This window comes from Achromobacter sp. CF-sbj1-Ac2-l, from assembly GCF_052698165.1.
The window spans coordinates 1829945-1842651 of record NZ_CP199855.1 but is presented as its reverse complement, the minus strand read 5'-3'; the positions used below and the strand labels follow the sequence as shown (position 1 = coordinate 1842651).

The 12707-nt window shown below is 68.4% G+C and carries 13 protein-coding genes; 5 read left to right on the top strand and 8 right to left on the bottom strand.

Going from position 1 to position 12707, the window contains the following annotated elements; genetic code table 11:
• Window positions 1–53 precede the first annotated feature (53 nt).
• Both ACUDCK_RS08485 and ACUDCK_RS08480 read right to left on the bottom strand, forming a co-directional pair.
• Entirely contained in the window at window positions 54–1631 is a 1578-nt protein-coding gene (locus tag ACUDCK_RS08485; protein WP_064528746.1) for an ABC transporter substrate-binding protein, read from the bottom strand.
• A 71-nt stretch (window positions 1632–1702) separates the two neighbouring features.
• Entirely contained in the window at window positions 1703–2446 is a 744-nt protein-coding gene (locus ACUDCK_RS08480; protein ID WP_054419807.1) for an aspartate/glutamate racemase family protein, read from the bottom strand.
• Between the two features lie 323 nt (window positions 2447–2769).
• On the opposite strand from ACUDCK_RS08480, the gene ACUDCK_RS08475 reads away from it, so the two are divergent.
• Window positions 2770–3414, top strand: a complete 645-nt coding sequence (locus ACUDCK_RS08475) for a GntR family transcriptional regulator (RefSeq protein WP_231133078.1) — start codon at window positions 2770–2772, stop codon at window positions 3412–3414.
• A gap of 142 nt (window positions 3415–3556) precedes the next feature.
• Here ACUDCK_RS08475 and ACUDCK_RS08470 read toward each other — a convergent pair whose 3' ends face one another.
• The gene (locus tag ACUDCK_RS08470) at window positions 3557–3847 is read right to left on the bottom strand and encodes a DUF3579 domain-containing protein (protein ID WP_006388526.1); all 291 of its coding nucleotides are present in this window, start codon (window positions 3845–3847) and stop codon (window positions 3557–3559) included.
• A 148-nt stretch (window positions 3848–3995) separates the two neighbouring features.
• Between ACUDCK_RS08470 and ACUDCK_RS08465 the strand changes: the two genes are divergently transcribed.
• Window positions 3996–5177 (top strand): aspartate aminotransferase family protein, encoded by a 1182-nt coding sequence (locus tag ACUDCK_RS08465; RefSeq protein WP_175168186.1) that lies wholly within the window; start codon window positions 3996–3998, stop codon window positions 5175–5177.
• 56 nt (window positions 5178–5233) lie between these two features.
• Window positions 5234–6175: an ornithine carbamoyltransferase gene (gene argF / locus ACUDCK_RS08460; protein ID WP_026382721.1), complete on the top strand. Its 942-nt coding sequence runs from the start codon at window positions 5234–5236 to the stop codon at window positions 6173–6175.
• A gap of 66 nt (window positions 6176–6241) precedes the next feature.
• Here argF and ACUDCK_RS08455 read toward each other — a convergent pair whose 3' ends face one another.
• Genes ACUDCK_RS08455 through ACUDCK_RS08435 form a run of 5 tightly spaced genes read right to left on the bottom strand, consistent with a single transcriptional unit; the run spans window position 6242 to window position 10143 of the window.
• Window positions 6242–7129, bottom strand: coding sequence for an alpha/beta fold hydrolase (locus tag ACUDCK_RS08455; RefSeq protein WP_080977354.1), 888 nt, complete (start codon window positions 7127–7129; stop codon window positions 6242–6244).
• Window positions 7130–7152: 23 nt separating this feature from the next.
• Entirely contained in the window at window positions 7153–7716 is a 564-nt protein-coding gene (locus tag ACUDCK_RS08450; RefSeq protein ID WP_175168185.1) for a DUF4286 family protein, read from the bottom strand.
• A 12-nt stretch (window positions 7717–7728) separates the two neighbouring features.
• The gene (locus ACUDCK_RS08445) at window positions 7729–8259 is read right to left on the bottom strand and encodes a carboxymuconolactone decarboxylase family protein (protein WP_020924425.1); all 531 of its coding nucleotides are present in this window, start codon (window positions 8257–8259) and stop codon (window positions 7729–7731) included.
• Window positions 8260–8261: 2 nt separating this feature from the next.
• On the bottom strand, window positions 8262–9218 hold the full coding sequence (locus ACUDCK_RS08440) for a Bug family tripartite tricarboxylate transporter substrate binding protein (protein WP_054501285.1): 957 nt from the start codon (window positions 9216–9218) through the stop codon (window positions 8262–8264).
• A gap of 58 nt (window positions 9219–9276) precedes the next feature.
• A complete protein-coding gene (locus ACUDCK_RS08435) occupies window positions 9277–10143 on the bottom strand; it encodes an amidohydrolase family protein (protein ID WP_175168252.1) in 867 nt (288 codons plus the stop codon).
• A gap of 102 nt (window positions 10144–10245) precedes the next feature.
• Between ACUDCK_RS08435 and ACUDCK_RS08430 the strand changes: the two genes are divergently transcribed.
• Both ACUDCK_RS08430 and argG read left to right on the top strand, forming a co-directional pair.
• Window positions 10246–11217: a LysR substrate-binding domain-containing protein gene (locus ACUDCK_RS08430; RefSeq protein ID WP_054501287.1), complete on the top strand. Its 972-nt coding sequence runs from the start codon at window positions 10246–10248 to the stop codon at window positions 11215–11217.
• A gap of 69 nt (window positions 11218–11286) precedes the next feature.
• Window positions 11287–12627 (top strand): argininosuccinate synthase, encoded by a 1341-nt coding sequence (gene argG / locus ACUDCK_RS08425; protein WP_006388517.1) that lies wholly within the window; start codon window positions 11287–11289, stop codon window positions 12625–12627.
• The last annotated feature ends 80 nt before the right edge of the window (window positions 12628–12707 follow it).

Here is a 12707-nt window from a genome sequence, read left to right as displayed (position 1 = left end):
GACATTCCAAGCCAGGAGCGCCGCGGCCGATGCAGGACGCGGCGCCTTGCCCATCACTTCATGCGCACCGTCCACAGCCGCGCCTTGTTGTCGGGCATCTGCAGCACGTCGCCGACGTTGGCGCCCACCGCCCAGGCCATGGGCTGCTGGTGCAGCGGCAGGAAGCGCACGTCGTCGTGCAGGGTCTGCAGGATGTCGCTCATCATCTGCACGCGCTTGGGGCGGTCCATCTCGGCGGCGGCGGCGTCGATGCGCGCGTCCAGCGCCGGATCGCCCCACTGCCCCCAGTTGAAGACCCCGGCCGGGCCGGTGCGGCTGTGCATCACCTGCAGCAGGATCGACAGCGCATCGATCTGCGGCTCGTTGGCCCATCCGTGGATGGTGATGTCGAACTCGCCCCGCGAGCGCTTGGGGTTCTGCAGCGAACGCGGACCGCTGGCCAGCGAAGCCTTCACGCCGATGCGCGCCCACATCGAGGCGGCGGCCTGGCACAGTTCCTCTTCGTTGACGAACATGTCGTTCGAGCACAGCAGCGACAACGTGAAGCCGTCGGGGTAGCCGGCCTCGGCCAGCAGCTTCTTGGCGCGGGCGGCATCGAATGGCAGGCGTTCCTCCTGCCGGGCGTCATAGCCCGGGATCGACGGCGCCACCAGCGCGCCGGTGGTGCGCGACAGCCCGCGCATCACACGCTTTTGCAGCAGCTCGGGCGACAGCGCCATGTACAGCGCCTGGCGCACGCGCAGGTCCTTGAGCGGGTTCTTGTCGGTGATGTTGGAGCCGACCAGCTTGTCGCCCAGGTTGAAGCCGAAATACAGCGTGCGCAGCTCGGTCGCGGCCAGCACCTTGACGTTGGGCGCGGCGCGCAGGCGGTCCAGGTCCTGCAGCGGCGCGTTCTCGGTGAAGTTGATGTCGCCCGACAGCAGCGCCGCCACCCGTGTCGGCGCCGAGGCGATCGGCGTGAACTCGATGCGGTCCAGGTTGTGGCGCGGCTTGTCCCACCAGTCCGGATTCACCACCAGAACGGTGCGGGTGTCGGGCCGGTACGACTCCACCTTGAAGGGGCCGGTGCCATTGGCGTGGTGGGTGGCGTAGCCCTCGATCTTCTTGGCCGCGTCGGTGGGCTTCAGGCTGTTGTTGTCCACCAGCCACTGGCGGTTGAAGATGAAGATGTTGGTCAGGTCGTTGAGCATCAGCGGGTACGGATGCGTCATCTCGATGTCGACGGTGTAGTCATCCACCTTGCGCGCCGCCTTGAAGGCCGGCAGGTTGCCCTTGAGCGGCGAGGCGTCGTCGGACACGCGGGTCATGGACGCCACCACGTCGTCGGCCGAGAACGGCGCGCCGTTGTGGAACTTGACGCCGCGGCGCAGGTGGAAGCGCAGCACCGTCGGCGACGGCGACTCCCACGACTCGGCCAGCGCCGGCGTGATGTTGAACTTGTCGTCGTAGCGGATCAGCGCTTCGTACACGTGGTTCAGGAACGCCAGGTTGAAGGTGCTGCCGTAGGAATACGGATCGAGCGAATCCAGATCGCGGGCGGCGCCCCACTTCAGGGTGTTGGCGGCGGATGCCCCGGTGATGGCCGATAGCGCGATCACGGCCCCGGCGGTCCACTTCAGCAGCGTCTTCATGATGGCAATGCTCCCTTGGAGGTGGGTATGGAATACGTCTGGAGGCCGGCGCGGACGGCCGGCGGCGGTAATCAGTGGCCGGCGGTCTGGCGCTGGGCGCGCTCGAGCGTGGCCAGCGCCAGCACCTGCGACAGGGCGGCGCGATAGGAATCGATCACGGGCACGGCGGGCAGGCGCGGCAGGCTGGGCAGGAAACCCGCCAGCGCGGCGCCGGCCACGATGACCACGTCGGCGCCCTGGGCGACCGCGTCGTCCAGCGCCTGGCCCACGGCGGCGATGGTCGCGGGCGAGCGCGTGACGTAGTCGAGCGCATTGCCCGGCAGCGCCAGCAGGCCGGCGCAGCGCGACTCCAGCCCGAGCTGGCGGATCTGCTCGCGCAGCATGCCCGGCCACAGCCGGCCGACGGTCACGATGGCGTAGCGGTCGCCACGCTGCAGGGCGGTCAGGATGGCGGCCTCGGCCATGCCGGCCACCGGCATGCGCAGGCGCTCGCGCACCGCGCCGATGCCGGGTTCGCCGAAACAGGCCAGCAGGCAGGCGTCGAATGGCTCGCCAGCGGCCTCGGCCTGGGTGGCCTCGCGCTCGGCGGTTTCGCAGACGGCGTGGGCCGACACCGCGGCCTGCGCCCGGCTGGCGATATAAGCGGGCCCGAACGGCACCGTCACGGCATGCACCCGGGCCGCGTCGCCAAAAAAGGCGCGCGCCTGCTCGGCGAGGCTGGCGGTCAGGTCGGCGGTGGTGTTGCCATTGATCACCAGCAGGCGGCTGGGCGTGACGGCCAGGCGGTCGGGAAGGACGGCGGGTGCTGCGGACATGAATCGGACCCCTGATGGTTTGTATACAAATCCACCTTTACAAAACCCACGGATTCCTGAATTTTGTATAAATGTTTGTATACGATTTATGCCGACAATGTACGCCATTGGCCTGCCGCTTCAAGCTATCGCTAACCCTTAGCGGCTGATGGTGTATGCTGTTTCACACCTAGAAAAGTGCGCACCGGCGCGGTTCCGCCGGCAGATTCCCCCCACCGGAACGCGCACGCATCGGAGATCCACACCAGATGACGGCCCCCATTGCCGACGCGGCGGAGCCCGCACGGAAAGACGTAAACCGCACGGAAATCGTATACAAAAACTTGCGGCAGGCGATCATCGAGCAGGCCTTGCTGCCGGGCGACAAATTGCCCGAGGACGTCATCGGCGAGCGTTTCGGCGTCAGCCGCACCATCGTGCGCGGCGTGCTGACGCGCCTGTTCAGCGAGGGGCTGGTCGACCTGCGTCCCAATCGCGGCGCGGCGGTGGCGCGCCCCAGCCTGGAAGAAGCCCACGACATCTTCGAGGCGCGCCGCTGCCTCGAACGCGACGTGGCGCGCCGGCTGGTGCAGCACGTCACCGAGGCCGGCTTGGCGCGGCTGGAACAGCACGTGGCGCAGGAAGAAGCCGCGCGCGCGCGCAACAGCGTCAACGAGTCGATCCGCCTGTCCGGCGAATTCCACATCCTGATGGCCGAGTTGTCGGGCAATGCGGTCTACGCCCGCTACGTCAACGAGATCGTGTCGCGCTGCTCGTTGATCCTGGCGCTTTACGGCCGGCCGCATTCGAGCGAATGCGCGGTCAGCGAGCACCGCGAAATCGTCGCCGGCCTGCGCGCGCGCGACGAAAAGCACGTGCTGCACCTGCTGGGACATCACCTGGAGTCGGTCACGGCGCGCGCGCTGCTCAGTCCGGACGGCGCGGGCGTGCGCGACATCCGCAAGATCCTCGACCGCTACGGCACCTAGGGGGACCGCGGCGCGGCGGCCCGCGGGCGGGCGCGGCGCGCGGGTAGGAGACGACCCGCCCCCGGCGAATGGGGCGTGGCCTGACGTGGCAAGCCTGAAATGGAAAAGCGCCCGGTTCGGGCGCTTTGTGGTTTCGGCAAGCCTAGATTTCGCGTTCTTCCGTCTTGAGGTGGTTGTCGCGGGCGAAATCCACCACGAACTTGTACGCCAGCGGTTCGAGATCGCGCAAGCGCTGGTCGACCACGATGCCGCGCACGCCGTCGATCACGACGGGAAGCACGTAGGGCGAATAGGTGAGGTGGTTACCCGCACAGCCGGCGGGCCGGAACTGTGCCATTACGCCGGCGAGCCGTTCCGCCCAATCGCTGGGGCGAAAGCGGCTACCGCTTTCGGTAACGCCATGAATTACGAATTGTCTGACGCGAGTTGCCATGGATTCTTCACTACGGGACGCCCTTCACTGGGCCGGATCTTCGGCGTGATCAAACATGCGCCCCGCGCCGCGAATTGTATATGATTGATCCTTTGCCCTGTCCCGAAAGGCGCTCCGCCCAGGGAAAAAATGCCCAGGAGGACCCGTCATGACCTCGCCTCTGGCCAATATCTACGCCCGGCTGCCGGTCTCGTTCACGCACGGCCAGGGGGTCTGGCTGTGGGACGCGCAGGGCCGCAAGTACCTGGACGCGCTGGCGGGCATCGGCGTCTCCTGTCTGGGCCACGCCCATCCCCGGCTGGTCGCGGCCATCAGCGAGCAGGCCGCGCGCGTCATCCACACCTCCAATATCTACGAAGTCCCGCAGCAGACCGAGCTGGCCGCGCGCCTGGCGGCGCTGTCCGGCATGCGCGACGTGGTCTTCAACAACAGCGGCTCCGAGGCCAACGAGGCCGCCATCAAGCTGGCGCGCTACTACGCCTACCAGCGCGGCAACAGCCACGCCCACATCATCACCATGGATTCGTCCTGGCACGGGCGTACCCTGGCCACGCTGGCGGCCACCGGTAGCGACAAGGCGCGCAAGGGCTTCGAGCCCCTGCCCTCCGGCTTCATCCAGGTGCCATACAACGACGCCGCCGCGATCCGCGCCGCCGGCGACGCCGAGCCGCGCGTGGCCGCCGTGCTGCTCGAAGCCCTGCAGGGCGAAGGCGGCATCCGTCCCTCCGATGCCGCCTTCCTGCGAGAGGTACGACAACTGTGCACCGAGCGCGGCTGGCTGCTGATGATCGACGAGGTCCAGTCGGGCATCGGCCGCACCGGCAAATGGTTCGCCCACCAGTGGGCCGACATCGTGCCGGACGTCATGACCCTGGCCAAGGGCCTGGCCGGCGGCGTGCCGATCGGCGCGATGCTGGCCGCCGGCCCCGCGGCGGGCGTGTTCACCCCCGGCAGCCACGGCACCACCTTCGGCGGCGGCCCGCTGGTCTGCGCGGCCGGCCTGGCGGTGCTGGACGCGCTGGAATCGGAAAACCTGCTGGACAACGCGCACAGCGTCGGCGGCCACCTGAAGGCGCGGCTGGCGCAGGAACTGGCCGGCCTGCCCGGCGTGGCGGATGTGCGCGGGCGCGGCCTGATGCTGGGCATCGAGCTGGCCCGTCCCTGTGGCGTGCTGGCGCTGCGCGCCCTGGAAGCGGGCCTGTTGATCAACGTCACCCGCGACCGCGTCATCCGCCTGCTGCCGCCCATGGTCCTGTCGCGCGCCGAAGCCGACCGGATCGTAGACATCCTGGCGCCGCTGATTCGACAGTTCCTGGCCGAACATCCATAATCAACCTCCCGCCCGGGCCACGAGCCCGTCCGGGCCCAATGACCTGCGACATCACCATGACTCCTCCCACGACTCAAAACGGCCCCTTGCGGCACTTTCTGCAGTTCAAGGACTTCTCGTCCGCCGAGATCGCCTACGTGCTGGACCGCGCGCGGCTGATCAAGGAAAAATTCAAGCGTTACGAACCCCACATGCCGCTGCACGACCGCACGCTGGCGATGGTGTTCGAAAAAGCCAGCACTCGTACCCGCGTCTCGTTCGAGGCCGGCATGTACCAGATGGGCGGCTCGGTCATCAACCTGACCTCCAACGATTCCCAACTGGGCCGCTCCGAGCCCATCGAGGACACCGCGCGCGTCATCTCGCGCATGGTCGACATCGTCATGATCCGCACGTTCGAGCAGACCCGCATCGAGCGCTTCGCCTCGCACTCGCGCGTGCCCGTGATCAACGGCCTGACCAACGAATTCCACCCCTGCCAGATCCTGGCGGACATCTTCACCTACATCGAGCACCGCGGCCCCATCGCCGGCAAGACGGTCGCCTGGGTCGGCGACGCCAACAACATGGCCTACACCTGGCTGCAGGCCGCCGAGATGCTGGGCTTCACGCTGCACGTGTCGACCCCGGCCGGCTATGAGCTCGAAGCCGCCCGCATCGGTTCGCCGTCCGACAAGGTGCTGCGCCAGTTCAAGGACCCGATGCAGGCCTGCCAGGGCGCGCACCTGGTCACTACCGACGTCTGGACCAGCATGGGCTACGAGGCCGAGAACGAAGAGCGCCGCGCCGCCTTCGCCGACTGGTGCGTGGACGCCGAGATGATGGCCGCCGCCGATCCCCAGGCCGTGTTCATGCACTGCCTGCCCGCCCATCGCGGCGAGGAAGTTACCGGCGAAGTCATCGACGGCCCGCAGAGCGTGGTCTGGGATGAGGCCGAGAACCGCCTGCACGTGCAGAAGGCGCTGATGGAGTTCCTGCTGCTGGGCCAGCTCAAGTAAGCAGCGCGCCCGTGAAAAAAGCAGCCCCGTGGGGCTGCTTTTTTTTATCCGCGCCAGGCGCGGCATTCAGGGCTTGAGCGACTTTTCCCAGCGCACGATGGCGTCGACCACCGCCTGCGGCGCTTCCGGCACCAGCGCGTGGCCGGCGCCCGGGATCACCACCACCGACACGCGCTCGCCGAATTCGTCGCGGATCTCGTTGCGGGTCGATTCCGGCTTGAACAGGTCGGCGCCCGCCTGCAGATCGAGCAGCGGCTTGCTGCCGCCCGACCACCAGTCCGACTGGCGCGTGGCCTTGCCGGCCAGGCGTTGGCTCTCGCTGACCTCGGGGTACCAGCCGTTGAGCCAGACGCTGGCGTCATGGCCCGGCGCGAAGAACGCGTATTGGATGGACTTGAGGCGCTCGGCGTCGGGCAGCGACAGGTCGGCGCTGCGGTCGACGTGCTCGCTCAGGCCGGCGGGATACTTCTTGGCCGCCGCCGCCACGATCACCACGCCGCGCACCAGGTCGGGATGGTCCACGCCCGTGGTGCGCGCCACCCAGTTGCCGAACGCGTGCCCGATCATCACCACCGGCTGCTTGGCGACATCGCGGATCACCGCCGCCATGTCGTTGCCGAAGTCATGCAGCGTGATGTCCTTCATCGGTCCGCTGCTGCCGCCGATGCCGCGCGGCTCGGGCCGCAGCACGCGGTAACCGGCCTGCGCCAGCCGCGCCGCCAGGTCGTCGAAATCCTCCTGGCCACGGCCGCGCGACGGCAACAGCACCAGGGCCGGGCCCTGGCCCTGCACCAGCACTTCGATGCGGGCGCCGTTGCCCGGCAGCACCGTGACCCGCTCGACCTTGTCGGCCGCCGCTGCCGCGGCAGGCGTCGGCGCGGCCTGCGCGGCCAGCGACAGCCCGGCCGCGCTCAACGCGCCCCACAGCACAACCCTCGCCCATCGCTTGCTCATCGTTGTCTCCTCGTTCTTCTGTGTCAAAGAATCTTCTGGAACATGGTGCGGCGCGTGTTGCGGAACGACGGCCGCACCCGGCTGCTCCAGTCAGTGGCGCGCACCGCCAGCCACGGCGGGCTGCCGAAGGTCTCGCGCGTCTCCAGGTCATAGCAGGCCAGGTAGCGCGGCCCCTGGTCGCGGCATTCATAGCGCTGCGCGCGCACGGTGCCGGGCACCGAGGCCAGCCCCGGCAGGTGTTCCTGGTCGTACCAGGCATTCAGGTCCGCCTCGGCCTCGGGCAGCACGTCGGTCTCGACGATGTAGTGCCAGGGCGCATCCGAGCCGGCCGAAACGCCGGCCAGGTCCAGGGTCAGGTGCAGCACGCGCGCCTGCGCCCCGGGGAACAGTTCGGCCAGGCGCGCCTGCACTTCCGGCTGGCGACCGGCGTCGCCGTCGACATATACATAGGTCTCGTCCTCCTCGACCGCGGCGAAAGCGCGCAGCCGCACGCCGTCCAGGCCCTCGGTCAGGCGTTGCGCCATGTCGGCCGCGCGCGCCGCGTCGAAACGCTCGCCCAGCGACACCAGCAATACCGTCTTGTCCATGCAAAGCTCCTATCAGTGCCCGACGCGCAGCGCCACCAGGAAGCGCGACACCATGTTGTAGGCGGCTACCGTCGCGGCCAGTTCGACCAGCTCCTGGTCGTTGTAGCGCGAACGCAGCGGCGCGAACAGCGCGTCCGGCACCTCGATGTCGCGGGTCATGGCGTCGGTCAGGGCCAGCACGTCGGCCTCGCCCGCCTCCAGCCCCTGCACCGCGTCGGCTTGCGGGCCGCCGCGCAACTGGTCGACCACCGCCTGCGGCATGCCCGCCGCCAGCGCGTGCGGCACGTGCGCGTCGAACTCGTACGGCGCGTTGTTCAGGGTCGCCACGCGCAGGATGATCAGTTCGCGCACCCGTGGCGACAGTGAGGTGTTCAGGCGGATCGCGGTCAACATCGCCTCCCAGCCCTGCACCACGGCGGGGCTGTTCAGCAGTACCTGGTACAGCGGCGAGATGCGGCCGCGCGCGGCCGCGATGCGCGCTTCCATTTCGGCCAGGGCCGGGCGCGTGCCCGGCACGACCGGCGAGACTCGGCAATCGCTCATGCTCACTCCGGACGGATGTTCTTGCGCTGGATCAGCGAACCCCACTTCTCGCGGTCGGCCGCGATCAGCGCCGCCAGTTCCTGCGGCGAGCTGGGCGCGGCCTGGGCGCCGAACTTCTCCAGCTTGGCGCGCACCGCCTCGTTGCCCAGCGCGGCGCGCAGGGCCTGGTTCAGTTTCTCGACCGTGGCCGGCGGCGTGGCCGCGGGCGCGACGATGCCATACCAGTTGTTCGATTCGACGCCGGCGATGCCCTGCTCAGCCAGCGTCTTGACGTCGGGCAGCAGCGGATGACGGGTCGGCGCGGCGATGCCCAGCGCCTTGAGCTTGCCGCTCTGGATGTGGCCGATCAGGCCCGGCACGTCGCCGAAGAAGCCGTTCACCTGGTTGCCCAGCACGTCGTTGATCACGGGCGCGGCGCCCTTGTAGGGCACGTGCAGCACCTTGGCCTTGCTGGCGTCGGCGAACATTTCCAGCGTCAGGTGCGGGATGCTGCCGATGCCCGACGAGCCGATCGCCACGGACTGCGAGGCCGCCTGCGAGCGCTTGACGAAATCGGCCGCGTCGGTGGCCGGGTTGGCCGGGTTCACCACGAACACGGTGGCGTTGTTGACCACGCGCGAGACCGGCGCGAAATCGCGCACCGGGTCATACGGCAGGTCCTTGTACAAGGCCGGGCTGATGGACACCGCGCCGACGCTGGTCAGGAATAGCACCGAGCCATCGGCCGGCGCCTTGGCGACGTAGGCCGCGGCGATGTTGCCGTTGGCGCCCGCCTTGTTCTCGACGATGACCGACTGCTTGAGCTCCTTGCCCAGTTGTTCGGCCAGCACCCGGCCGACCAGGTCCACCGGGCCGCCCGGCGGGAAGGCAATGATCAGGCGCACCGGGCCATCGGCATGCGCCGCGGGCGCCAGGCTGGCCAAGCCGAGCAGGCCGGCGAATAGGAATTTCTTGAACATGGATTGTCTCCTCGGGATATCGTGTTTTCTTGTTGCCCGGTATCGGGCGATGGCGCGGCTACAGGAAGCCGTAGAGACGCGCCGGGTTGTCCACCAGGACCTGCCGGCGCGTTTCCGCATCCGGGCAGGCCAGGAAAAAAGCGTCGGCCAGCTCGCCGTCGTCGGGCATGTCGCCCGCCACGTTCGGATGCGGCCAGTCGGTGCCCCACAGCGTACGCTCGGGCAGCGCGTCCACCAGAGCGCGCACGAACGGAATGCCTTCGGCAAAGGGGCGCTTGCCCGAGGCGATGCGGTCGATGCCCGACACCTTGACCCAGGCGAGCGGCTCGCGCGCCAGGTCCAGCAGCGCGCGGAACGCCGGCGCGTCCAAGCCGTCGGCGGCCTTGACGCGGCCCATGTGATCGATCACGAACGGCACCGGCAGCGCCCGCAGGCGCGGCAGCAGCTCGGGCAGCATGGCGCCGTCCAGGTGCAGGCAGACGTGCCAGCCCAACGGCGCGATCAGCCCGATGACGTGGTCGAACACGGCCGGATCGGGCGCGCCGCCCAGGTGCGGCACAAAATTGAAGCGCGCGCCGCGCACGCCGCCATCATGCAACCGGCGCACGCTGGCCGGCGTGGCGTCCGCCCCCAGCAGCGCCACGCCGCGATAGCGGCCCTGGCTTTGCGCCAGCGCGTCGAGCAAGGCGGCGTGGTCGCCGCCATGGCAATTGGCCTGCACCACCACCGCGCGCTGCACGCCCAGGTGCGCGTGCAGCGCCGCCATCCTGGCGTAAGGCGCGTCGGGCGGCGTGTAGGAACGTCCTTCGGCATAGGGAAACCGGTCAGCCGGACCGAACACGTGGCAATGCGTGTCGCAGGCCCCGGCCGGCAGCGCGTGGCGGGGACGGGAAGGCGTGGCAAGCGGAGGACGGCAGTCAGGCACGGCGGGATCCAGCGGGGAAAACGTCATCCTCGCGGATTGCGGCCCGCCGAACAATGCTATATCTTTGATTTCAGATATAGAAAATATAAATATCAAATCGCCATGGACCTCAAGCAGATCGAATACTTCGTGCGCGTCGCCGAGCGCCGCAGCTTCTCGCGCGCCGCCGAAATGCTCGACGTGGCCCAACCGACGCTGAGCCGCCAGGTGCGCCTGCTGGAACTGGAGCTGGGCCAGCACCTGCTCTACCGCAACGGCCGCGGCGCCGAACCGACCGAGGCCGGCCTGCGCTTTCTGGAACATGCCCGCGCCCTGCTGGCCCTGGCCGACCGCGCCAAGCAGGACCTGCAGACCCTGCGCGAAACGCCGACGGGCAAAGTGGTGGTGGGCTTGCCGCCACGCATCGCGCGGGTCCTCACGCCGCCCCTGGTGCAGGCTTTCCGCCGCCGTTTTCCCGACGCTTCGATCGCCGTGGCCGAAGGCCTGAGCGCGCAGATGCGCGAATGGCTGCTGGCCGGCCGCGTCGATCTGGCGCTGCTGTACGACCCGGCGCCGTCGCCGCAACTGGGCTATGAATCGCTGTTCCGGGAAAACCTGGTGCTGGTGGCCGCGGCCAACCATCAGCCGCCGCTGCCCGCGCGCGTCGCGGTGGCCGGGCTGGGCGCCTATCCGCTGGTGCTGCCCAGCCTGCCCAATGCCATCCGCACCCTGGTCGAGAGCATCTGCCGCGCCCAGGGCGTGCGCCTGCAGGTGGCGGCCGAGGTCGATGCGGTGCAGACCATCGTCGAACTGGCGGCGCAGGGCGACGCCTACGCCATCCTGCCGCGTTCGGCCGCGCGCGGGCCGGCGGCCGAACACGCGCTGTCGCTCAGCGAAATCGTCGCGCCCGGCATCACCAACAATCTGGTGCTGGCCAGCGCCCGCCACCGCCCCGCCACCCGGCTGGCCACGGCCACCGGCGAGCTGATCCGCCAGTTGAACCTGGCGGCCCTGTTCGAGCCCGCCGCCCCCTCCGCCCGGAGCGCCGGCCGCCCCCCTGCCCGGCCCCCCGCCCGGACCGCCCAAACGCGTTAAAATGGCGGACAGATTTCTTGTTTGGCGGCTCGTTGCTGTCAAAGTCCCGTTGGCGTCTCACCTCAAACAATGACCACTATCCTCCCGAACCTTCCCACCGGCCAGAAGGTCGGCATCGCCTTTTCCGGCGGCCTCGACACCAGCGCCGCGCTGCTCTGGATGCGCAACAACGGCGCCATCCCCTACGCCTACACCGCGAACCTGGGCCAGCCCGACGAATCCGACTACGACGAGATCCCGCGCAAGGCCATGGCCTACGGCGCCGAGAACGCCCGCCTGATCGACTGCCGCGCGCAACTGGTGGCCGAAGGCATCGCCGCCCTGCAGGCCGGCGCCTTCCACATCTCGACCGCCGGCATCACCTACTTCAACACCACGCCCATCGGCCGCGCCGTCACCGGCACCATGCTGGTGGCCGCCATGAAGGAAGACAACGTCAACATCTGGGGCGACGGCAGCACCTTCAAGGGCAACGACATCGAGCGCTTCTACCGCTACGGTCTGCTGACCAACCCGGACCTGAAGATCTACAAGCCCTGGCTCGACCAGCAATTCATCGACCAGCTCGGCGGCCGCTCGGAAATGTCCGAGTACATGCGCCAGGCCGGCTTCGACTACAAGATGTCGGCGGAAAAGGCCTACTCCACCGACTCCAACCTGCTCGGCGCCACCCACGAAGCCAAGGACCTGGAACACCTGAACTCCGGCATCCGCATCGTCAAGCCCATCATGGGCGTGGCGTTCTGGCGCGATGACGTCGCCGTCAAGGCCGAGGAAGTCACCGTCCGCTTCGAGGAAGGCCAGCCGGTCGCCCTGAATGGCGTGGAATACAGCGACCCGGTCGAGCTGATGCTCGAAGCCAACCGCATCGGCGGCCGCCACGGCCTGGGCATGAGCGACCAGATCGAAAACCGCATCATCGAAGCCAAGAGCCGCGGCATCTACGAAGCCCCGGGCCTGGCCCTGCTGTTCATCGCCTACGAGCGCCTGGTCACCGGCATCCACAACGAAGACACCATCGAGCAGTACCGCGAAAGCGGCCGCAAGCTCGGCCGCCTGCTGTACCAGGGCCGCTGGTTCGACCCGCAAGCCATCATGCTGCGCGAAACCGCCCAGCGCTGGGTCGCCCGCGCCATCACCGGCGAAGTCACCATCGAACTGCGCCGCGGCAACGACTACTCGCTGCTCAACACCGAATCGCCCAACCTGACCTACGCTCCCGAGCGCCTGTCGATGGAAAAGGTCGAGAACGCCCCCTTCACCCCCGCCGACCGCATCGGCCAGCTGACCATGCGCAACCTCGACATCGTCGACACCCGCGCCAAGCTGTTCACCTACACGAAGACCGGCCTGCTCTCCGCCTCCGGCACCTCGCTGCCGCAACTGAAGGACGAGGCCAAGAAGAAGTAATACTTCTTCCCGCCCAACAAAAAGCCCCTCGGCAACACCGAGGGGCTTTTTTATTACGCATGACCCGTCCTGAATTTGGT

What these genes read in the sequence shown, in the direction of transcription:
- ACUDCK_RS08465 (WP_175168186.1), top strand. Translation starts at nt 3,996, where the DNA reads ATGACCTCGCCTCTGGCCAATATCTACGCCCGGCTGCCGGTCTCGTTC.
- ACUDCK_RS08440 (WP_054501285.1), bottom strand. Translation starts at nt 9,218, where the DNA reads ATGTTCAAGAAATTCCTATTCGCCGGCCTGCTCGGCTTGGCCAGCCTG.
- ACUDCK_RS08485 (WP_064528746.1), bottom strand. Translation starts at nt 1,631, where the DNA reads ATGAAGACGCTGCTGAAGTGGACCGCCGGGGCCGTGATCGCGCTATCG.
- ACUDCK_RS08445 (WP_020924425.1), bottom strand. Translation starts at nt 8,259, where the DNA reads ATGAGCGATTGCCGAGTCTCGCCGGTCGTGCCGGGCACGCGCCCGGCC.
- ACUDCK_RS08470 (WP_006388526.1), bottom strand. Translation starts at nt 3,847, where the DNA reads ATGGCAACTCGCGTCAGACAATTCGTAATTCATGGCGTTACCGAAAGC.
- ACUDCK_RS08430 (WP_054501287.1), top strand. Translation starts at nt 10,246, where the DNA reads ATGGACCTCAAGCAGATCGAATACTTCGTGCGCGTCGCCGAGCGCCGC.
- ACUDCK_RS08480 (WP_054419807.1), bottom strand. Translation starts at nt 2,446, where the DNA reads ATGTCCGCAGCACCCGCCGTCCTTCCCGACCGCCTGGCCGTCACGCCC.
- ACUDCK_RS08455 (WP_080977354.1), bottom strand. Translation starts at nt 7,129, where the DNA reads ATGAGCAAGCGATGGGCGAGGGTTGTGCTGTGGGGCGCGTTGAGCGCG.
- argF (WP_026382721.1), top strand. Translation starts at nt 5,234, where the DNA reads ATGACTCCTCCCACGACTCAAAACGGCCCCTTGCGGCACTTTCTGCAG.
- argG (WP_006388517.1), top strand. Translation starts at nt 11,287, where the DNA reads ATGACCACTATCCTCCCGAACCTTCCCACCGGCCAGAAGGTCGGCATC.
- ACUDCK_RS08450 (WP_175168185.1), bottom strand. Translation starts at nt 7,716, where the DNA reads ATGGACAAGACGGTATTGCTGGTGTCGCTGGGCGAGCGTTTCGACGCG.